Here is a 20,653-nt window from a genome sequence, read left to right as displayed (position 1 = left end):
GATGATCACGGCTATTATTCGCTGGTCGGTGGTGAACCGATTTTTTGTGCTGCTGATGACCTTCATCCTGGTAGGCGTCGGCTTATATTCAATGCAGAAGACCCCGGTAGATGCGCTGCCGGATCTTTCCGATGTCCAGGTGATCATCAAGACGTCCTATCCCGGGCAGGCACCGCAGGTGGTGGAAGATCAGGTAACCTATCCCCTGACCACCGCCATGTTGTCGGTGCCGGGAGCCGTTACCGTAAGGGGTTATTCCTTCTTTGGCGACTCCTATGTTTATGTCATTTTTGATGACGATACCGATCTTTACTGGGCCCGCTCCCGGGTGCTGGAATACCTGAGCCAGGTGGCGCCGAATTTGCCGCCGGCGGCAAAACCGCAATTGGGGCCGGATGCCACCGGGGTTGGCTGGGTTTATATCTATTCCCTGGTTGATAAAACCGGCAAACATGATATCAGCCAGCTGCGCAGCCTGCAGGACTGGTTCCTGAAATATGAGCTGCAAACGGTTGCCGGGGTTTCTGAAGTCACCGCCCTGGGGGGTATGGTCAAGCAATACCAGGTGAAGGTAAATCCGGATAAATTGCGCGCCTTCGGTATTCCCTTATCCCATATTCAAATGGCAATCAAACAGGGGAACCAGGAAATCGGCGCTTCCGTGGTGGAAATGGCGGAAGCCGAGTACATGGTCAGGGCCAGCGGTTATCTGAAAAATGAGCAGGATCTTGCCAACATCCCATTAGGGGTCAATCAAAACGGCACGCCACTGTTGCTTAAGGATGTTGCAGAAATCGTGATCGGTCCGCAAATGCGCCGGGGCATTGCTGAGCTTAACGGCGAAGGTGAAACCGTTGGCGGCATCATCGTGATGCGCTTTGGCGAAAATGCCCAGCAGGTGATCAACGGCGTTAAAGAAAAACTGGAGCAGTTAAAGCAAGGCCTGCCCGAGGGAGTGGAAGTGGTCACGGTTTATGACAGATCCGGTCTTATTGAGCGGGCGGTGAATAACCTGGCCTTTAAGCTGCTCGAAGAATTTGCCGTGGTGGCCCTGGTATGTATCGTGTTCTTATTCCATGTACGCTCTTCCCTGGTGGCCATTTTCAGCTTACCCGTGGGGATCTTAACTGCCTTCACCGTGATGTATTTTCAAGGGCTTAATGCCAATATTATGTCGCTGGGGGGCATAGCTATTGCCATCGGTGCCATGATAGACGGCGCTATCGTGATGATAGAAAATATGCACAAACATATGGAGAAAACGCCGCTCACCAAGGAGAACCGCTGGCAAATTGTTGCCGACTCTGCCAGTGAAGTCGGTCCGGCGCTGTTCTTTAGCTTGCTGATCATCACGGTTAGTTTTGTCCCCGTTTTTACCCTGGAGGCACAGGAAGGGCGTATGTTTTCGCCGCTGGCCTTTACCAAAACCTATGCCATGGCGGCTTCGGCGGCGCTGGCCATCACTCTGGTGCCGGTATTAATGGGCTATTTTATCCGCGGCCATGTCCTGCCCGAGCATAAAAACCCGGTAAACCGTCTGCTGACCTTTTTATACCTGCCGGCGTTAAAAACCGTGCTCAGGTTTCCAAAAACGACCCTGCTGGCGTCCCTGGCTGTATTGGCGGTAGGCATCTGGCCGCTGGAGAAAATCGGCAGCGAATTTATTCCGCCGCTGGATGAGGGGGATCTGATGTATATGCCCACCACCTACCCGGGCATCTCTATCGGTAAGGCCAGGCAGCTGTTACAGCAAACGGATAAATTAATCTATACCATACCGGAAGTGAAAACCGTGTTTGGCAAGGTGGGCCGGGCGGAAACCGCGACCGATCCGGCACCGCTGACCATGATAGAAACCTTTATCCAATTAAAGCCCAGGGACGAGTGGCGTGAAGGCGTGACCACAGAATCGCTGAAAAAAGAACTGGATGCGCTGGTGAAATTACCCGGGGTTACCAATGCCTGGGTCATGCCGATCAAAACCCGTATCGATATGCTGGCTACCGGCATCAAGACGCCGGTGGGGATCAAGATCGCCGGGCCGGAATTAAGTGAAATCCAGGCTATCGGCCAGCAGCTGGAAACTATTTTAAAGGGTGTACCCGGTACCGCCTCCGTTTATTCTGAGCGGGTGGCCGGCGGCCGTTATATAAAGGTGGATATTCAGCGGGAGAAAGCGGCGCGTTACGGGTTGAATATTGCCGAAATCCAGCAGGTGGTGGCAACCGCGATTGGCGGCATGAATGTGACCTACACGGTGGAAGGGCTGGAGCGTTATCCGGTCAGCTTGCGCTATCCGCAGGATTACCGTAATTCACCGGAACAACTGGCATTATTGCCGATAGTGACTCCCAACGGCCAGCGCATCTCCCTCAGCGATGTTGCCAATGTTTTTGTCGAAGATGGGCCGCCGGGCATTAAAAGCGAAAATGCCCGCTTGAACGGCTGGGCCTTTATTGATATTGAAGGCATAGATATCGGCAGTTATGTGGTTGACGCCCAGCAGGTGGTGCGCGAGCAATTAAAACTGCCGCCGGGTTATTCCATCACCTGGTCGGGACAATACGAATATATGCAAAGGGCCAAAGCCAAACTGACCTATGTGGTGCCGTTAACCCTGGCGATCATTATCGTGCTGTTATATATGAATTTCCGCAATATCATTGAAGTGGCGATTATTATGGGCACCTTACCGCTGGCGATGGTGGGCAGCATCTGGCTGATGTATCTTGAAGGTTATAACTTCTCGGTGGCGGTTGGCGTCGGCTTTATTGCCCTGGCGGGGGTTGCGGTGGAAATCGGCGTGATTATGCTGGTGTACCTGAACCAGGCCTATAAAGAAATGCTGTCTGAATGTGATAAGAATGGGGTTGCCGTGTCACGGGAAGGTATCTTGCAGGCGATCTTGCATGGCGCCGGTTTGCGGGTACGTCCGGTGATGATGACGGCGGCGGCCATTATTGTCGGCCTGTTGCCTATTTTATACGGCACAGGCACGGGTTCTGAGGTGATGAGCCGAATTGCCGCACCTATGGTGGGGGGCATGGTTAGCGCCGTGATCTTAACCTTGCTGGTGTTGCCGGCCATTTATTATTTGTGGCGGGTAAATTCGGTCAAAGCCCGGCGTTAACCGGATAAAACAATAGGTTTGGCAAACAGCCAGTGGTATAAATCTTGTTGTTTAAGTGAATAACTTAATTGGAGTGGCAATGTTAATGGATATCGTGAAATGAAGATGTTAAAAATCAGTCGTAAACTGCATAAATGGTTGATGCTGTTTATCGGTATCCAGTTCGTGATCTGGTCGGTCAGCGGCGCCTATATGGTGATCTTTGATATCGACTATATCCATGGTGACTCCCTGGTGCAGCAACACCAGGATGTTATCAATGACAAGCAAATCAACTTCTCCCTCAAACAAGTGCTTAACCGTTATCCTCAGGCTGAAAAGCTGTCTTTGGGCAGCTTTGTCAAACAGCCGGTTTACCGTTTTAGTCATGACGGGCGGCAGTATATGGTCAGTGGAGTTAACGGCGACTTGCTTTCGCCGATAAGCGAAGCCCAGGCAAAGGCCGCTGCCCGCTATTATTACAGCGGATCAGGTAATATTTCTGAGGTGGAGCTTATTAGCGACAATCCGCCGTCAGAGCTCAGTAAGCGCCATTTACCCGTTTACCGGGTTAACTTCGATGATTTTGCCAGTCCATCCCTGTATATCTCGCAATTAAGCGGTAAGGTGGTGACCAAGCGTCATGAGTTTTGGCGCGGCTTCGATGTAATGTTTATTCTGCATGTGATGGATTACCAGGACGGAGATCCCGATAATAAACTCTTGTTGGTGAGCAGCTTGCTTGGCCTGTTGGCGGCGCTTACCGGCCTGGTGCTGGTGTATTTCAAGGTATTTCGTAAAAAAGCCGTAGATGGCGGAAGCCAAAAGCTGATGGCTGCTCAAGTTCGCCTTAACAAGGAGTCGGTGTAATGCAGTACTTGAAAGCACTCCATAAATGGACCTCTGTGATTGTCGGTATCCAGTTATTGCTTTGGCTGATCAGCGGTTTTTATTTTGTGGTGATGGACCATCAAGGCGCCCGGGGCAGTGCGTACAGGGTGCGGCCGCCGGTGCAGGAAATAGATCATCAACGTTTAGTTGAACCCGCCCTGATATTGAGCCAGCAACAAGGCAGTGTTGCTTTGCAGCAGATCAGCTTGTTGGGAACCCCTTATTATTTGTTAACCCATGAGCAGGGGTTATACCGGCACTTTAAAAACGTTTATAGCCTGGTCAATGCCTATACCGGCGAGCTCGCCGGGATAAATAAGCAATTGGCATCGGCATTGGCCCGCTCCAGTTATAACGGGCCGGGCACTATTATTTCTGCGGCAAGGCTGGAGCCGCCGATAGCGGACTTGCCGAAAGAGAAAAATACCGTTTGGCAGGTGAATTTTGATGATGATATCAATACCAGCGTCTACCTGGACGCGGGGTCGGGGCATGTTATCGGCCACAGCAATGACGATAAACGTTTTGCCGACTTTTTCTTTATGCTGCATTTTATGGATTATGGCTCGGTTAAAGGTTTTAATAATATCCAGATCATTTTCTTTGCCGTGGTCACTCTTTTCCTGTCGCTGACAGGCTTTATCTGGACCATTAATCTTATAGCTAATGGTAGGTATGCTTTGCCCTTTGTTGGCGGCAAGAAAGTTATCGAGCTTATCGATAACAATGATCTCAGTATCGGCGAGCGCAGTTTTTCGCCCCGGCAAACTTTGCTGGACGGTTTGATCGAACATGACATTGCTCTGCCGTCCAGTTGCGGCGGCGGCGGTACCTGCGGCCGCTGCAAAATCCTGACTGACCCGGCTGTAGTTGCCGGTGCTGCAGATAAACACTACTTTACCGACCGGGAGCTGGCGCTTGGCTACCGCCTGGCCTGCCAGCACAAGGGGGCTGAAATCAGCCGCTTGAAATTACTTGATGCGGTTAATGCCGGTAAGCATCAACTGACTTTAGTCAGTAGCGAGTTTATCAGCCCCGCCATTAAAGAATTACGCTTTACGCTTAGTGACGGTAGCCGACTGGAATACCGGGCAGGAGCTTATATGCGTTTCTTTATTCCTGCGGCCAGGGGCTGCTCGGTGCCGTTAAGGCTGCCGGAAGCCTTTCAGCCCCATTGGCACCATATCGAACAGCTGGAATATCAGCACCTGGCCTGTAGCCGTAGTTACTCGCTGGCCAATTATGGCGGCCAGCAAGAGCTGGTTTTTACCATCAAGTATCAGTCGGCACCAAATAACCGGGTACTACCCGGAGTAGGCTCCAGTTATTTATGTAACCTTGAGGTGGGGCAAAACATAGAGGCTGCCGGGCCCTTTGAGGATTTTTATGCCGAAAATGCTGACGAAGAGTATCAGGGCAAGACTCGGGTGATGATAGGGGCTGGCGCCGGTATGGCGCCGCTAAAAGCTTTGATTTATGAGCAGCTGGAAAAGTTTAACAGCAAGCAGCCACTTTATTTTTATTTCGGTGCCCGCAGTGAGCAAGATTTGATTTATTACCGGGAATTTAGCGATCTGGCGCAGCGCTATGGTCATTTTCACTATCTGCCGACCTTATCCCAGGCAAGTGATCGTTGGCAGGGAGCCAGGGGGTATGTGCAGGAGGGGGTTAAAGCTAAGCTGGCAAGTTTACATAACCTGGAAAATGTAGAGTTTTACCTGTGCGGGCCGGCAAATATGATGTCGGATACTATTGCCATGCTCACAGCATCCGGGGTGAAACCGGCAAATATTGCGTTTGATGACTTTAGTCGATAACTTTGTACATATGCCGCCTGCGTGGGCGCAAAATGAAACTATCGCTGCTGATAGATAACTAAATAACGGTCAGGGTTAGTACTTATGTGCCGGCCCTTTTTATTTTCAGGACGAAGGATATGCTGTGCTGACAGGGAAGCCATGGAGCAGATATTGACCGCAGAAACAGATCGCAATAACAAGCAATAACAATGTTTATTAGTTATAAAAGCTTTGGAAAAGTGTAACGGAAGTTGAAGAAAGTGAGAGAAAAAAGATAATCGGTGAAACAGCTAGATGCTGTTCCACCTAGCAAAAGCGATTATAAAACTGTTACGTTTTCCGCTTCTGGACCTTTCTGTCCTTGCTTAACGCTGAAGGAAACAGCTTGACCGTCACTTAAAGTGCGGAAGCCACTACCTGTGATAGCGCTAAAGTGAACAAAAACGTCTGGACCATTTTCTTGCTCGATGAAACCGAAACCTTTAGTTTCATTGAAAAATTTTACTTTACCAGTAACTGTATCTGACATACCAACATTTTCCCGTAAGTCAATAAATTAAATAGATTTAGCCAAAAGGCCATTTTCACGGAGTAAATGCCCTCTACCTTTAAAGTAAAGAAAGAGGAAGGAACCAGATAACCCACACCGAAGTGCTTGGTAAACCTACAACAAAAGTTGGTATAAACCTTCATCCGCAACGCAAGAACTCAACGCGTGAAAAATCTTAGCATATCCGTTTCAAATAATCCCTACTAATTTAGAAAAAAATTCAATAATTTATCGGTAGTTAATTAACGTTTTGCTTTGTAATTGCTGATTTATCTTAGCTGGCGGATGGAACTTAACTGGTTTTTCCTGGTCTGATCTCTGTTTGCCCGCTATCTCAGGGCTATTACAGTGTCATGTTTTTTAACAATAAAGTCTCTGTAAGCCAGATAAAACGCGGGGTATGTTGACCGGGCGGTCAGGATTTTTCTGAATTTTTGCCTGATGTTTCATCTAAAATTTTGGTTAATTCTTCAGCGATAAAACAGCCGGTAAAAATGGGGGATTTTATTTTGATTTTGATGAAAGTCAGTGCATGCCGGATCTGTTTTCTCTTTTTTCCTGTATGCCCAATGTTTTGTCACTATACCTGCTATCTGATTTGAATCAGGGTTAACCATTTATCTATTCATTTTTTCGTCTTGCGCATGCTTGCTGGTCAACCATAGTTATTGTCAATTTTGTTCATAATTTTCAGTTGCTTATTGTAAGGTGGTGGTTTTTTTGCTTATGCCGGGCTGAAGTTGATTTCTTCTAGTTTATTGTTTTTTAAGTGTTTTTCTTGTGGTTTTTTCTGTGGGTAAAAATTTGCTTGCTATAATTTATGAGTTCGAGCAGGAAAGTAAAGCAGAGGGAACGAGTTCATAATCGAATTAATCCGAGTTGTATATTTGATAATAAAGTTTGTCGGTTTTTAATTGGCATAGATAACAGGTTGAGAAATATATGAAATTAACAATAGGTAAAAAGTTAGGTTTGTCTTTTGGCGTAATATTGTTTTTGATGATTGTCTCTGGTGGTGTGACCTATACCTTGGTACTTGATAATGAAAAAATCCAGCATCAAGTGGTTAATTTAAGGATGAAAACGGTTTTATTGGGTAAGGATGTCACTAATGGTATCAATACCTCCCTGGCGGCATTACGCGGTTATATGATTTTGGGTAAGGACCCGGCCAAAGCTGATTTAATGCGTAATGCCCGTGCTAAATCTTGGCAAACAATAGAGTCATCGATAAAGCAGTTTCAGCAATTGGCCAAAAACTGGACTGTGCCCGCAAATGTAAAGCGTTTGCAGGGTATCAGACAAGAACTGACGGTTTTTAAACAGGCCCAGCAGGAAATTGAAGATATTGCCCATGCCAGCGAAAATATTCCCGCCTATGATTTATTGCTGGGTCAGGCGGCCCCTAAAGCTGAAATTATGCTGACCAGTATCACGGCAATCATAGATGAAGAGTCGGAGTTAAAGGCGACAACGGCGCGTAAAAACTTGTTGAAGAACCTGGCCGATACCCGGGGTTCTTTTGCCATAGGGTTGGCAGATATCCGGGCCTATCTGTTATCCGGGAACGAAAAGTTCCGTGATAGTTTTAATGCCAGGTGGCAAGTGAACGAGGCCAGGGTGAATACCATCAACAGCAGCCAGCTGGAGTTATTCACCGATACGCAACGTGGTCACTGGCAAACTTTTTTGCAGACACGGCAGCAGTTCAGTCCTTTGCCTGCCAATATGTTTGCCCTGCGTAGCGCCCCTGACTGGAATCAGGCCAATTACTGGCTGGGCACCAAAGCGGCTCCCGCAGCGCAAAAGATCCTTACCCTGTTGGATGAAATGAAAGCTTCCCAGGATCAGCTGCTGCAAACAGATGCCGAGGAAGCTGCCGAGCTGGTACAGGCATTAAAAACCAGTTTAATTGTCCTTACTTTGGTTTCTCTGGTCATAGGTATTATCTGTGCGTTGGTCTTTAGCAAGGACTTGCTGCAAAGGTTAGCGGTGATTTTAGGGCGTGCGGATAAGATTGCCGATGGTGATATGACGGGGGAAGATTTGGCCATTAAAGGGCAGGATGAATTGGCAAACTTAACGGTTGCGGTCAATAAAATGTCCGCGTCCCTAAAGTCACTGGTAAAGCAAACGGCAAACTCCATGGTGGATGCTTCCAAGGGCACCGATAAGATTTCCAGCGCCAATCGGAATATGGCCTCAAGCATTGAAGATCAGGTGGGACAGATGGCACAAATTGCTGCAGCCATCGAAGAGCTTTCCACTTCGTCGGTGGAAGTATCCGGTAACTGCAATGATGCTTCACAAAGCGCTTCGGACGCGGCCAGGTTGGCGCAATCCGGCGGGGATATTGTCAGGCAGACCTTAATCCATATGGAGGCCATTAAGGTGGCTTTTGATAACAGTGCCAACGCTATTGCCACTGTGAGCAAGCACAGTAAGGAAATAGAAGAAATTCTCAATGTTATCCGGGGGATTGCCGATCAAACCAATCTATTGGCCCTTAATGCCGCGATTGAAGCGGCCCGGGCGGGAGAGCAGGGACGGGGCTTTGCCGTGGTGGCGGATGAGGTGCGTCAGTTGGCCAGCCGTACCACGAGTGCAACGGTTGAAGTAGAAACTGCCATAGACACCATGCGCAAGGAAACCGACAATGCCGTGGTATTGATCAATGAAAGCGGCGGTGAAATTGAAAATGGCGTTGAGATGTCCAATAAGGCAGCCGGCTCACTGGGAGATATTATTACCAGCGTCGATGAAGTGGTGGCCAAGATACAGGCCATAGCAGCCACTGCCGAGCAGCAGACCATGACTACTGCTGAAATTGCCCAAAATGCCGATATGGTTTCCAGTATTACCCAGGAGGTACAAACGGGGGTAGGCAATGTGGTTGAATTGTCGGAGACAGTTACCCAGGATACCAGCGACCGCTCTGCGAAGCTCCTGGCGATGATTTAAAGGCAAAATGCTGTTTTGCTTAACGCTTAGTACACAGATAAAAAAAGCCGCAATTATGCGGCTTTTTCTATGATGAAGCTTGATTTACATGGCGGCAATCTGCTCTTTTTGTTCAAGCATTTTTGCTAAGGTTGACTCGGCATCGGCGAGTTTTTCCTTTTCCTTGTTAATCACCGCTTCCGGCGCTTTGCTGACAAAGTTTTCATTGCTGAGCTTACCGCGGACACGTTCAACGTCTTTGGTAAGCTTTTCAACGGCTTTGCTTAAGCGGGCCAGTTCGGCGTCTTTGTCGATATTACCCGCCATAGGGATCATCACCGTCATGGCGCCGATAACGGCGGTAGCAGAAGCCGGGCCGTTATCGTCGCTGGCTAATACGTCAATGCTGTCAAGTTTTGCCAGGGCGCTTAAGAACGGCTTGTTCTCATCAAGGCGGCGTCGGTCGTCGGCATCGACGTTTTTCAAAAATACCGGCAACGGCTTGCTTGGCGAGATATCCATTTCGCCGCGGATATTACGTATGGCAACAATAAACTGCTTCACCCACTCCAAATCGTCGATGGCGGTTTGATCGCATAACGCGGCATCAAACTGCGGGAAACTTTGGATCATGATGCTGTCGGTGCCTTTACCGGCTTGCTCGGCGAAATCCGTCAACGGCACGACACGTTGCCAGATGGTTTCCGTGATATAAGGCATGATCGGGTGCATCAAGCGAAGCAGTTGCTCCAGGATATTCACCAGGGTATGACGGGTACCACGTTGCTGGGCTTCGCTGCCGTTGAACAGTACAGGTTTAGTCAGCTCCAGGTACCAGTCACAGAACTGGTTCCAGGTGAACTCATATAACGCCTGTGAGGCCTGGTCAAAACGGAAGTTCTCAAAGGCTTCATGTACGGTTTTAATGGTTTGCTGGAATTGGCCGGTGATCCAGCGATCTGCCAGCGATAATTCCATTTCGCCGTCTTTGCCTGATAAAGAGCGGCCACAATCCTGCTCTTCGGTGTTCATCAGCACGTAACGGCTGGCATTCCATAATTTGTTGCAGAAGTTGCGGTAACCGTCCAGGCGTTTCATATCCCAGTTGATATCACGACCGGTAGAGGCCAGTGAGGTCAGGGTGAAACGCAAAGCATCGGTGCCGTGGGCTTCAATGCCGTCAGGGAATTGTTTCTTGGTCGCCTTGGCAATTTTTGCCGCCAGTTTCGGCTGCATCATGTTGCCGGTGCGTTTTTCCAACAGGCCTTCCAGCGAGATTCCGTCGATCATATCCAACGGATCAAGCACATTACCTTTAGATTTTGACATCTTCTGACCGTCGTCATCACGGATCAAACCTGTCATATAAATCTTTTTAAAGGGTACCTGAGGTTTGCCGTTTTCATCTTTGTTGAAATGCATGGTCATCATGATCATGCGGGCAACCCAGAAGAAGATGATATCGAAACCCGTTACCAGCACATCGGTAGGATGGAAGGTTTTCAAATCGTCGGTTTGCTCCGGCCAGCCTAAGGTGGAGAAAGTCCACAGGGCGGAAGAGAACCAGGTATCAAGTACGTCGTCGTCTTGTCTCAGTGGTACCAGGGGTTCTATATTGTGTTTCTCGCGTACTTCTGCTTCGGTGCGGCCAACATAGACCTTGCCCTGGTTATCATACCAGGCGGGTATTCTGTGTCCCCACCACAGCTGGCGGGAAATACACCAGTCCTGGATATCGCGCATCCAGGAGTAATAGAGGTTTTCGTATTGCTTAGGCACGAATTCGATTTGGCCGTCTTTAACCGCATCAACGGCGGGACCTGCCAGTTTTTCAACGCGCACATACCACTGGTCGGTTAATAGCGGCTCGATGATCACGCCTGAGCGGTCACCGTAAGGGGCTACTAAGTCGTGATCTTTAACTTCTACCAATAACCCTAAGTTTTCGAATTGATCAACGATTGCCTTACGGGCAACAAAACGATCTAAGCCGGCAAAGGCTTCTGGCAAGGCGGTGTCGTAGGCGTCGCTTGGTTCACCTTTAGTGTCGTAAACTTCTGCTTGTGGCAAGATGGCGGCATTAATATCTAAGATATTAATTAAAGGTAAGTTATGACGCTTACCGACTTCGTTATCGTTAAAGTCGTGAGCCGGGGTGATTTTCACACAGCCGGTGCCTTTTTCCATATCGGCATGGTCATCACCGACGATAGGAATTAAACGGTTGACCAGCGGCAATAATACATGTTTGCCGATCAGGTCTTTATAACGTTCGTCATTCGGGTTTACCGCAACCCCGGTATCACCTAACATGGTTTCCGGACGTGTGGTAGCAACCACTAAATAGTCTTTACCTTCGGCGGTTTTGGCGCCGTCGGCCAAAGGATAACGCAAGTGCCACATATGGCCTTTTTTATCTTTGTTTTCCACTTCCAAGTCGGAAATGGCGGTATGGAATTTAGGATCCCAGTTAACCAGACGCTTACCGCGATAGATTAAGTCGTCTTCAAACAAACGAACAAAGACTTCCTGTACCGCTTCCGACATGCCTTCGTCCATGGTGAAACGTTCACGGGTCCAGTCGATGGAGTTGCCTAAACGGCGCATCTGTTTGCCAATGGTGCCGCCGGACTCGGCCTTCCATTCCCAAACCTTATCGATAAAGGCTTCACGGCCGTAGTCGTGACGGGTTTTATCTTCTTCGGCAGCAATTTTACGTTCAACCACCATCTGGGTAGCGATACCGGCATGGTCACAACCCGTTTGCCACAAGGTGTTTTTACCTTGCATACGCTGGTAGCGGATCAGGGTATCCATAATGGTTTGCTGGAAAGCATGACCCATATGCAGGCTACCGGTGACATTTGGCGGTGGTATGGCAATGCTATAGCTGTCGCCTTCGCCGGTAGGGCTAAAATAACCTTTCTCTTCCCAGCTCTGGTAAAGAGATTGTTCGATATCGGAGGGGTTAAACGTTTTTTCCATCAGACTAGTACTTAATTTTTAATAACATGTTTTGCCTCACTGGCGGCCGGGGCAGGTTGGGTATCAACCTGGAATCCCCATTGGCGACAGGTGCGGAAACGGTCACGCGCCTGCTGCTTTTGCTCTTCGTCCGCCGGGACAAAATCTATGATATGTGAAAACTGATTAGCAAAGTTTGGCACTGTGCTGGTTAAATTAATTAAAACGGCTCGGCGGTTAGTAGGCGCTTGCCAACTTATCTCTACCGCGGCGCCGTTCTTTGGCCCCTCACCAATAAGGTTGTGAGGGACAAAGCTGTCGGGATCAAAACCCCAGAGCAGCTCATCTATTGCCAGGGCTTGCTCCCGGTCGCTGGTGTAAATAAACACCCGCTGGTTACGGCGGTAACATTTCGCTGCCTGGATGCAGGCATGAAACAAAGTATCGGTATTATCCGAGTCTTCGTTTAATAATAAAAATGTTACCTGGGTTTGCAGCATAAACTTATTCGCTTTGTTCCTGGCCGGAGCGGTTCAGCAAGAACTGGGTTAGCATGCTGACCGGACGACCGATTAAAAGCCCTTTATTCACTTTGTTCCTGACCTGAACGATTCAGCAAGAACTGAGTTAACATGCTGACCGGACGACCGGTGGAACCTTTGTCTTTACCGCCACTGCGCCATGCGGTACCGGCAACGTCCAGGTGCGCCCAGTGGTATTTCTTGGTAAAGCGCGCCAGGAAACATGCGGCGGTGATAGTACCGGCCGGACGGCCACCTAAGTTGGTGAAGTCGGCAAACGGGCTTTCCAGCTGCTCCTGGTACTCATCCCATAACGGCAGGCGCCAGGCGCGGTCGCCACTTTGATCCGAGGCGTTGAGCAGTTCATGGGCCAGCGGGTTATGAGTACTAAGTAAGCCGGTGGCGTGTTTACCTAAGGCAATCACACAGGCGCCGGTTAAGGTGGCAACATCAATAACCGCTTCCGGGTCGAAACGCTCAACGTAGGTTAAGGCGTCACATAATACCAAACGGCCTTCGGCATCGGTATTGAGGACTTCTACCGTTTGTCCCGACATGGTGGTGAGTACGTCACCCGGACGGTAGGCATTGCCGCCCGGCATGTTTTCACAGCCGGCCAGTACGCCGATAACATTAATCGGCAGGTCAAGCTCGGCCAGGGCGTGCATGGCGCCTAAGACACCGGCGGCGCCGCCCATGTCGTATTTCATTTCGTCCATGCCTTCGCCCGGCTTGAGGGAAATCCCGCCGCTGTCAAAGGTCAGGCCTTTACCGACTAAAACAATCGGGTTGGAGTCGTCACCGGCGCCGTCATATTTGATGATGCTCATCAAAGATTCGTTTTCAGAGCCGCGGCCCACGGCCAGGTATGAACCCATACCCAACTCCGCCATTTCTTCTTCATCAACTACTGTGGTAGTGACTTTGTCGTATTCGCTCTCCAGGTTTTTCGCCTGGTCGGCTAAATAGGCCGGGTTACAGATGTTTGGTGGCATATTGGCGACGTCTTTACAGGTATTGATACCGGCTGCTACCGCCAGGCCGTGGTTAATGGCGCGCTCACCGATAGGCAATTCGCGGCGGGTCGGCACGTTAAAGACGATTTTACGCAACGGGCGACGCGGCTCTTCTTTGCGGGTTTTTAAGCTGTTGAAGCTGTACAGGCAATCTTGTGTCGCCTCTACCGCCTGGCGTACTTTCCAGTAGGTATCGCGGCCTTTTACATGCAGTTCGGATAAGAAGCAGACTGCTTCCATGGAGCCGGTTTCATTTAAAGTGTTGATGGTTTTGCTGATGATCTGGCGGTACTGGCGTTCATCCAGCTCGCGCTCTTTACCGCAACCGACTAATAACACCCGCTCGCTTAAGATATTCGGCACGTGATGTAACAACAACATCTGGCCTGACTTTCCTTCGAGATCACCACGGCGTAATAAATTGCTGATATATCCTTCGCTGATCTCATCAAGTTGTTCAGCTATAGCCGAAAGACGACGTGGTTCAAATACGCCAACAACAATACAGGCACTGCGCTGTTTTTCCGGGCTGCCGCTTTTTACACTGAACTCCATGGGGGCTCCTTTGGCAATAACATCTGTTTTCCAGATAAATTATTGGCTTAAACTTATTAATATTGATAAATAAACAGGTAACTAACAGCTAAGTTTACTATTAAACCGGCCGTGCTAAGGGCTATAATTATAACCGGATCCGCCAGTTTTACCTAAGCAGGTTAACTTTTAATTACTTATAAAAACGACCAGTTTACCGAAAAATCGACGCTATGCCAGAAAAAAACTAAGTTATTCTCTGTCTATGTCATATTCTTTAACGATTTATTGCCTGCCAATGAAAGACAAAAGCAGTCATATCGTTGAAAACGGGTGGGATCTAAGTCAAAATAACGGCATATTATTTCAGCCACAAAAAGCGGTGGCAAAAAGGCCAATTTCAAATAATCGTTATTTTCCAATTTTAAGTCGTTGTTGAGACTTTCCCCGGGCTTTTTCCGATAGAGCAGGGGCGGATTATTTGAACATTTAACTTGGCTGTAAAAGCGCGGCAGTGTTGCAAGAGCCAAACAGGCAAATGAGGGTTTAGAGGTCAATTTGATTATTTTTCGTTATTTATTAAAGGAAGTTGCCAAAACTCAACTTGCTGTTTTTTTCGTGCTGATGACCATTTTTATCAGCCAGAAATTTGTCCGGGTGCTCGGAGATGCATCTGAAGGGGGCATTCCCGGTCAGTTGGTGATGACTTTTATCGCCTTAAGAGTACCCGACCTTGCGGGTATGCTGCTGCCGCTGAGTTTATTTTTAGGCATATTGCTGGCATACGGACGTATATATGCCGATAACGAAATGACGGTGTTACATTCCTGCGGTGTCAGTGAATGGTATATCGTGCGGGTGACCCTGGTGCTGAGTTTGATCACCGCCCTGGTGACCGGTTTGTTTACCCTGTATCTGGCCCCTATGGCGGCGGAATATGAATATCAGGTAAAAGAAGAGCTGGCGGCAGACTCGGGATTAAGTGCCCTGGTTTCCGGGCGTTTTCAAAAAACCGGTAACGGCAAGGCGGTGGTGTTTATCCATGATAAAGACAGGGACAGCAATAATCTGGAAAAAGTCTTTGTTGCCCAGTTGCCGGATAACGGCGAAAACCGTGAAAGCATTATCAATTCAAGCCTGGTATATGCCGCCAAGGGCCAGGTGATTGAAGAAGATACCGGCTCGCAGCGCCTGGTATTGGAAGACGGCATACGTTATCAAAACGACGCTGAGCAGGGGCAATTCCGTGCGGTGGAGTTTTCCAAGTATTACATTCAGATCAAAGAGCAGGAAATAGAGCACAAAAGGCGCAAATTAAACGCCTTGCCCCTGAAAACCTTAATGAGCCAGGACTTGCCGGAATACAGTGCCCAGATCCAGTGGCGTATTGCCTTTCCGTTTGCCTGTTTAATCTTAACCCTGATTGCCGTGCCGCTAAGTGTGGTAAACCCCCGGCAGGGAAAATTCGGTAAAATGATGCCGGCGCTGTTGTTGTTCCTCGGTTATTTCTTATTGCTGATTGCGCTTCGCTCCAGCATAGAGCGGGGATCTGTGCCCCATACCCTGGGCTTGTGGCCGATACATGTGCTGGCGTTTTTGTTGGGTTGGCTATTGCTGATTAAAAGCCGCACCAGCGGCATGAAGATTAAGGCGAAACTCCCCTGGGTTGGCCGCAGCAATACCACAAAAGGAGCGGCATAATGCGTATTCTTGACTGGTATATCGGCCGGATTATTACCTCTACCACTTTTATTACCCTGGCGGTATTTGTCAGTGTCAGCGGTATCATCAAGTTTGTTGAGCAGATGAAAAGCGTGGGCAAAGGCAATTACGACCTTGCCCATGCCGCTTTGTATGTGCTGTATGCTATTCCCCGTGATGTGGAAATCTTCTTCCCGATGGCGGCGCTGATCGGCGGCCTGATCGGTATCGGTATGCTCGCCAGCAACAGTGAATTGGTGGTGATGCAGGCGGCGGGGCTCTCCCGGCTGGATATAATCAAATCGGTCATGAAAACCGCGATGATCTTAGTGGTGGTGAGCATGGCGGTTGGCGAATGGCTGGCACCCAGCGGTGAAGCCGCCGCCAGGGAAATTCGCGCCCAGGCGATATCCGGGGGCAGTTTGATCTCGGCTAAAAACGGCATCTGGGCCAAAGACGGCGACTATTTTGTTCATATTACCGAGGTTGAAGATCAGGGACGGCTTAACAAGGTGCAGGTATACCGCTTTAACGAACAGCTGAAACTTGATAGCTGGCTGTCGGCAGAAAGCGCCGTGTATGTCGATAAAGCCTGGCAGTTAAATAATGTGGTCGATACCAGTATCAAAGACGAACAAATTACCCAGAAAAAAGCGGAAACCCAGAGCTGGCAATCGAGCCTGACCCCGGAAAAGCTTGGTGTGGTGACGGTAAAACCCGAGTCTTTGTCGGTGCGTGGCCTGCTCAATTACCTGGATTATCTTAAAGCCAATGAGCAGGATCAGAGCCGTTATCTGCTGGCATTCTGGCGTAAGGCGATGCAGCCGGTAACCGTCGCGGTAATGTTACTTGTGGCATTGTCGTTTATTTTCGGCCCGCTACGTTCTGTGTCTATGGGCGCGCGGATCATGATGGGGGTTGGTACCGGGATCTTGTTCTTTGTCTGTAATGAAGTGCTTGGTTCTTTGAGCCTGGTATATCAGTTCCCGCCGATACTCGGGGCTATGATGCCGAGTGTGATCTTTATCACGGTTGCCCTGTTTTTCATGAATAAACGGGCCGCTTAAGCTGATGTAGCGGCTGAAAACTAATAAGAAGCCATTAAAAAACCTCAAGTGTTGTTATAACACTTGAGGTTTTTTATTCTTAAAGCTTAAAACTGTGGAAATGGTCAATTCAGCGCAGTTCATCCAGGCAAGATTACAGGCGCCCTCTGTTGGCTTCTTTAGACAAGGTGACGACTTCGGTATCTGTTAACTTATCTTGCAGGCTTAATTTGTTTTTTCCGTCGAGTAATACCCAGATATTCCCTAAGCCTAACAAGGTCGGCAGCAAGCGCTTGATGGCGGTTCTTTTACTGATTAAGCTGCCATCCCGGTTTTGTACCCTTAAACGCCAGGCTTTCATGCCTAATGTCTGGCCGCTCTTTGACCAGAACCAGACAAAGAAAAACGCCACCCAACCAAGGTTCCAACCATAAATCAATACGCTGTAGATAATAGAACTTTGCTGTAAGTCAATCAGGTGATCATGACCCCGCATCGACAAAATACCGTAATTGACCAGCAAGCCAAAGATTAAAAAGCTTATCGCCCCGGCGGTCATATACACGGCAATTGACAGTAACACATCATAAACCCAACCGCCGAAGCGGCGCATAAAACCGGCGCGGGGGAAGGTTTCTAGTGTCGCGTTTTGTATTGAGTCTTGAGTCGTGTCTGTCATAAGCTGTGCCCGAAAAAATTTGCGCTAGTCTAGCAAATGCCCTGCTTCAGGTGAAGAGCCAGATTGAGTGCGCAGAGGTCTCAAAATGAGACCTAAGGCCGGGTTTTGCCTAAAGAAGCAGCAGACGGATGAAAATCCTGATAAAAGTGTTGCCATACCTGGTTTTTTTCGTATAATGCCTGCCACTTCAATATGTTTTTGCTTTAAACATATTTGATGTCACTGTGTCGCCGGAGTGGTGGAATTGGTAGACACGACGGATTCAAAATCCGTTGCCTTCGGGCGTGACGGTTCAAGTCCGTCCTCCGGTACCATTTCTTACTTAAGTAAGAAAACAATAAACCAGCTTAATGCTGGTTTTTTTGTGCCTGAAATACAGTGTTTATTGTTTAAATGCTTTAACTGTTACTTATTCACCATTGATGATAATTGGCTTAGGAATAGTCGCCTTTATGGACATTTTTAATGATTCAGGTTCGGCTGCAACAGCTTCGAGTGATGATTGATCAAATATTGATGCCATTTCCGGTGATAGTGTCTTGTATGCCCCGATAAATAAACGCAATTTTTTCGCGATTAAAGGATAGTTTTCTGCAAGTTTAACCAGTTCATCCGGTTTTCCAAAAACAAATTCAGCATAGGTATTAAAGTCATTTTCCACGGATGTTTCGGCATATTTTGATAAAAAGCCATTACTATAATCGGGAGCAAGCGTCCTATTTACATTGAGTGCCTGGGCATATCCATTTGCCTTTTGCCAATTGGTGGGCATTAATTTTTTCCAGGCAATGCCTGTCATTGGCTGTTTATTAAAAACGAATGAACTTAGCTCGTGATGAACACCATATAAAGCAGCCTGGTAATTTGACTCTTTTCCTAACTTTGTTGTTGAAGCCACAATAAGCCAGGAATGAAGATAAGTTCCTCCGGCACGTTTACCGTCGAACCATAATTCTCCGGAAATGAATATCGCCTGTATCAAAGACGCAACAAAGCCTTCAGGGTAAGATTTTAAGGCATCTTCAATCCCTTTCAAGGACTCATGCACTACGGTTGAAGATGCTGGCAGCATTTTTCCTTCAGGCAGTTGAGCATCTGATTTAGTGTATGGAGGCACATAGAAATTAGCTGGCTCTCCTGCTCTAATGATCAAATTATGTTCTTCTGTTAACCGCTTTTGAATATCTTCGGCTGTTTCTTGTGGCGTACATGCCGTAATTATTAGGGCTAATAGCGGCCAATATGATTTTATAAGGTCTCTCAAAATATAAGCCCTTTAATTTACAGTAAAAAAATTAATTAGGAGTAGGTTACAGTTAAACGCATTATTCATAAAAATACAGGGATAAATTACTCGTTCAATAATGAATAGATCATTTATACTCTTTTCATTGGTATTTCATCACTAGCCGTACCCATATTTCAAAGGAATGAAAAATGACTACAGCAAACCTGGCCTCTTTGCCTATCCCTGAAGAATACGCCATCCATATCGTTGAGAAAGCCATGCCGGTGGATCAACTGATTATGATCCTTTACGACTTCCCTGAACAAATAGTCTATGACCATTTTAAATTGGTCAATTCACATATTAAAAATGATGAGGTACACCCCGGACAGATAGTGCTGTTGTCGCCAGCCAATAGCACTCAATGCACTATTGAAGAAGCTGAGTTTTTAAAAGTGGCAGAACAGGTTGATCTAACTCTGCTACAGCTTTCAAATTCAGAGCGTGAAATTTTGGCTAAACGTTATGATTTGCTATCTAGTATTGGCTCTTATTCCGGGTTGTTGCTTGGTGTGGCCAATAGTTCATGGACTGCTCACGTGAAGCAGGTGGAACTTATCCTGAAAGATATCGAAGAAACTTATGTTACCAGCTATAACCGGCAGGGAAATCTGAATAATCAGATATTCTTTCAACGGCGTAGAATGCACTTCACCCGTTTAGATGCTGCTTTGAGCCGGTTGGGGCAACCTGAAATCAGTGGCAGGATACTTCCCGGGGATATTCGCAGTAACCTGGGCTTAAGTTCTAAAAGTACTATTCGGCAATGGAAGAAATTAGGCGGGGCTGCCGAAACCATACCAAACTTTGCACGAAACTATGACGCTATAGCTAAGATGTCTCGTAATCTAAAGCGTGTCGGTTATCTTGGAATGGTACTAACTGGTGTCGATGCAGGTATTAATATCCGTAAAGCATGTGCTACGGGTGATGAAAACCTATGTCAAAAATCCAAATATACTGAAAATGCTAAAGCTATAGGGAGTATAGCGGGTGGCGGTGGGGTAGGGTTTGCGAGTTCTTATGGAGTGTGCACACTTCTTTTTAGTCTACCAAGTGGGGGGAGTAGCATGTTTTGGTGTGCTTTAGTCGCGGGTGCTAGTGGCGGTTATTACGGAGGGAAATGGGTTGGTGATTGGGGGGGAGAGTAAAGGTGAAGAATTGTACAGGGCTAACCTTCGAAACTAATTTGGATTATTATCGTGAATATTGAAAACTTCTTAGATATAGGTGTAAGTCTTGGTATTTTATTGATTTTTTTATGGATGGCTTGTGTGCTTTACCTTAAAAACAAGTGGTTACGTTTTATTGAGGACAGGCTTGAAGATGGTCGTCGTTGTTATTCTCTCAATTTCTTTTTGGCAGGTCAGGGAGTATTGCACTACGCCACTATATTTTTAAGTAAATTCCATGCCAGACGTTATGGCTTGCTAGAAAAACGAGAAAAAGTACCTAAAGATGTCCAGCGATTATTTATTGTGATTTTTTGTCTTTTTATGACTAGTTTTGTTTTGTGCTTTGGTTCTTTAGGGGTTTTGTCTATTTTGCAGGATGGCTAAATAGTTGGTGTTTAAGTGAAGGGAGAGGGGAATTAATCTACAAAGTTAATTCTATT

The 20,653-nt window shown here is 47.7% G+C and carries 14 protein-coding genes and 1 tRNA gene; 9 read left to right on the top strand and 6 right to left on the bottom strand.

The features are described from left to right. The first annotated feature begins 1 nt into the window (after nucleotide 1). From SG35_RS26000 to SG35_RS25990, 3 genes are all read left to right on the top strand, one after another. Nucleotides 2-3,130, top strand: coding sequence for an efflux RND transporter permease subunit (locus SG35_RS26000; RefSeq protein WP_044836181.1), 3,129 nt, complete (start codon nucleotides 2-4; stop codon nucleotides 3,128-3,130). Between the two features lie 99 nt (nucleotides 3,131-3,229). After that, nucleotides 3,230-3,979, top strand: coding sequence for a PepSY domain-containing protein (locus SG35_RS25995; RefSeq protein ID WP_044836180.1), 750 nt, complete (start codon nucleotides 3,230-3,232; stop codon nucleotides 3,977-3,979). Then, a complete protein-coding gene (locus tag SG35_RS25990; protein WP_044836179.1) occupies nucleotides 3,979-5,817 on the top strand; it encodes a 2Fe-2S iron-sulfur cluster-binding protein in 1,839 nt (612 codons plus the stop codon). Before SG35_RS25995 ends, SG35_RS25990 begins: the two co-directional genes overlap by 1 nt. A gap of 301 nt (nucleotides 5,818-6,118) precedes the next feature. Here SG35_RS25990 and SG35_RS25985 read toward each other — a convergent pair whose 3' ends face one another. Next, on the bottom strand, nucleotides 6,119-6,328 hold the full coding sequence (locus SG35_RS25985) for a cold-shock protein (protein WP_044836178.1): 210 nt from the start codon (nucleotides 6,326-6,328) through the stop codon (nucleotides 6,119-6,121). Between the two features lie 963 nt (nucleotides 6,329-7,291). Here SG35_RS25985 and SG35_RS25980 point away from each other — a divergent pair. Further along, nucleotides 7,292-9,310, top strand: a complete 2,019-nt coding sequence (locus tag SG35_RS25980; protein ID WP_044836177.1) for a HAMP domain-containing methyl-accepting chemotaxis protein — start codon at nucleotides 7,292-7,294, stop codon at nucleotides 9,308-9,310. 84 nt (nucleotides 9,311-9,394) lie between these two features. Here SG35_RS25980 and SG35_RS25975 read toward each other — a convergent pair whose 3' ends face one another. From SG35_RS25975 to pepA, 3 genes are all read right to left on the bottom strand, one after another. Then, on the bottom strand, nucleotides 9,395-12,274 hold the full coding sequence (locus SG35_RS25975; RefSeq protein ID WP_044836176.1) for a valine--tRNA ligase: 2,880 nt from the start codon (nucleotides 12,272-12,274) through the stop codon (nucleotides 9,395-9,397). Nucleotides 12,275-12,285: 11 nt separating this feature from the next. Continuing rightward, nucleotides 12,286-12,753 (bottom strand): DNA polymerase III subunit chi, encoded by a 468-nt coding sequence (locus SG35_RS25970; protein ID WP_044836175.1) that lies wholly within the window; start codon nucleotides 12,751-12,753, stop codon nucleotides 12,286-12,288. An 83-nt stretch (nucleotides 12,754-12,836) separates the two neighbouring features. Continuing rightward, entirely contained in the window at nucleotides 12,837-14,345 is a 1,509-nt protein-coding gene (gene pepA / locus SG35_RS25965) for a leucyl aminopeptidase (RefSeq protein WP_044836174.1), read from the bottom strand. Nucleotides 14,346-14,882: 537 nt separating this feature from the next. Between pepA and lptF the strand changes: the two genes are divergently transcribed. Both lptF and lptG read left to right on the top strand, forming a co-directional pair. Further along, nucleotides 14,883-16,025: an LPS export ABC transporter permease LptF gene (gene lptF, locus SG35_RS25960; protein ID WP_274055295.1), complete on the top strand. Its 1,143-nt coding sequence runs from the start codon at nucleotides 14,883-14,885 to the stop codon at nucleotides 16,023-16,025. Continuing rightward, nucleotides 16,022-17,092, top strand: a complete 1,071-nt coding sequence (lptG, locus tag SG35_RS25955) for an LPS export ABC transporter permease LptG (RefSeq protein WP_044833065.1) — start codon at nucleotides 16,022-16,024, stop codon at nucleotides 17,090-17,092. The genes lptF and lptG overlap by 4 nt, the downstream gene beginning before the upstream one ends. Before the next feature lie 133 nt (nucleotides 17,093-17,225). Here the strand turns inward: lptG and SG35_RS25950 are convergent, their stop codons facing one another. Further along, nucleotides 17,226-17,750, bottom strand: coding sequence for an RDD family protein (locus SG35_RS25950; RefSeq protein WP_044833064.1), 525 nt, complete (start codon nucleotides 17,748-17,750; stop codon nucleotides 17,226-17,228). Nucleotides 17,751-17,979: 229 nt separating this feature from the next. Between SG35_RS25950 and SG35_RS25945 the strand changes: the two genes are divergently transcribed. Beyond that, nucleotides 17,980-18,064, top strand: a tRNA-Leu gene (locus SG35_RS25945). Nucleotides 18,065-18,159: 95 nt separating this feature from the next. On the opposite strand, the gene SG35_RS25940 is transcribed toward SG35_RS25945, so the two are convergent. Further along, the gene (locus tag SG35_RS25940) at nucleotides 18,160-19,014 is read right to left on the bottom strand and encodes a hypothetical protein (RefSeq protein WP_053043055.1); all 855 of its coding nucleotides are present in this window, start codon (nucleotides 19,012-19,014) and stop codon (nucleotides 18,160-18,162) included. Nucleotides 19,015-19,187: 173 nt separating this feature from the next. Here SG35_RS25940 and SG35_RS25935 point away from each other — a divergent pair, with 173 nt between their 5' ends. Next, on the top strand, nucleotides 19,188-20,189 hold the full coding sequence (locus SG35_RS25935) for a hypothetical protein (RefSeq protein ID WP_044833063.1): 1,002 nt from the start codon (nucleotides 19,188-19,190) through the stop codon (nucleotides 20,187-20,189). 51 nt (nucleotides 20,190-20,240) lie between these two features. Next, complete coding sequence (locus SG35_RS25930; RefSeq protein WP_201777796.1) at nucleotides 20,241-20,597, top strand: hypothetical protein; 357 nt, start codon at nucleotides 20,241-20,243, stop codon at nucleotides 20,595-20,597. Nucleotides 20,598-20,653: the final 56 nt, after the last annotated feature.

It is taken from the genome of Thalassomonas actiniarum (assembly GCF_000948975.2).
In the GTDB taxonomy this organism is placed as follows: Bacteria; Pseudomonadota; Gammaproteobacteria; order Enterobacterales; family Alteromonadaceae; genus Thalassomonas; species Thalassomonas actiniarum.
The sequence above is the reverse complement of the archived record's forward strand: the minus strand, read 5'-3'. Positions and strand labels throughout refer to the sequence as shown.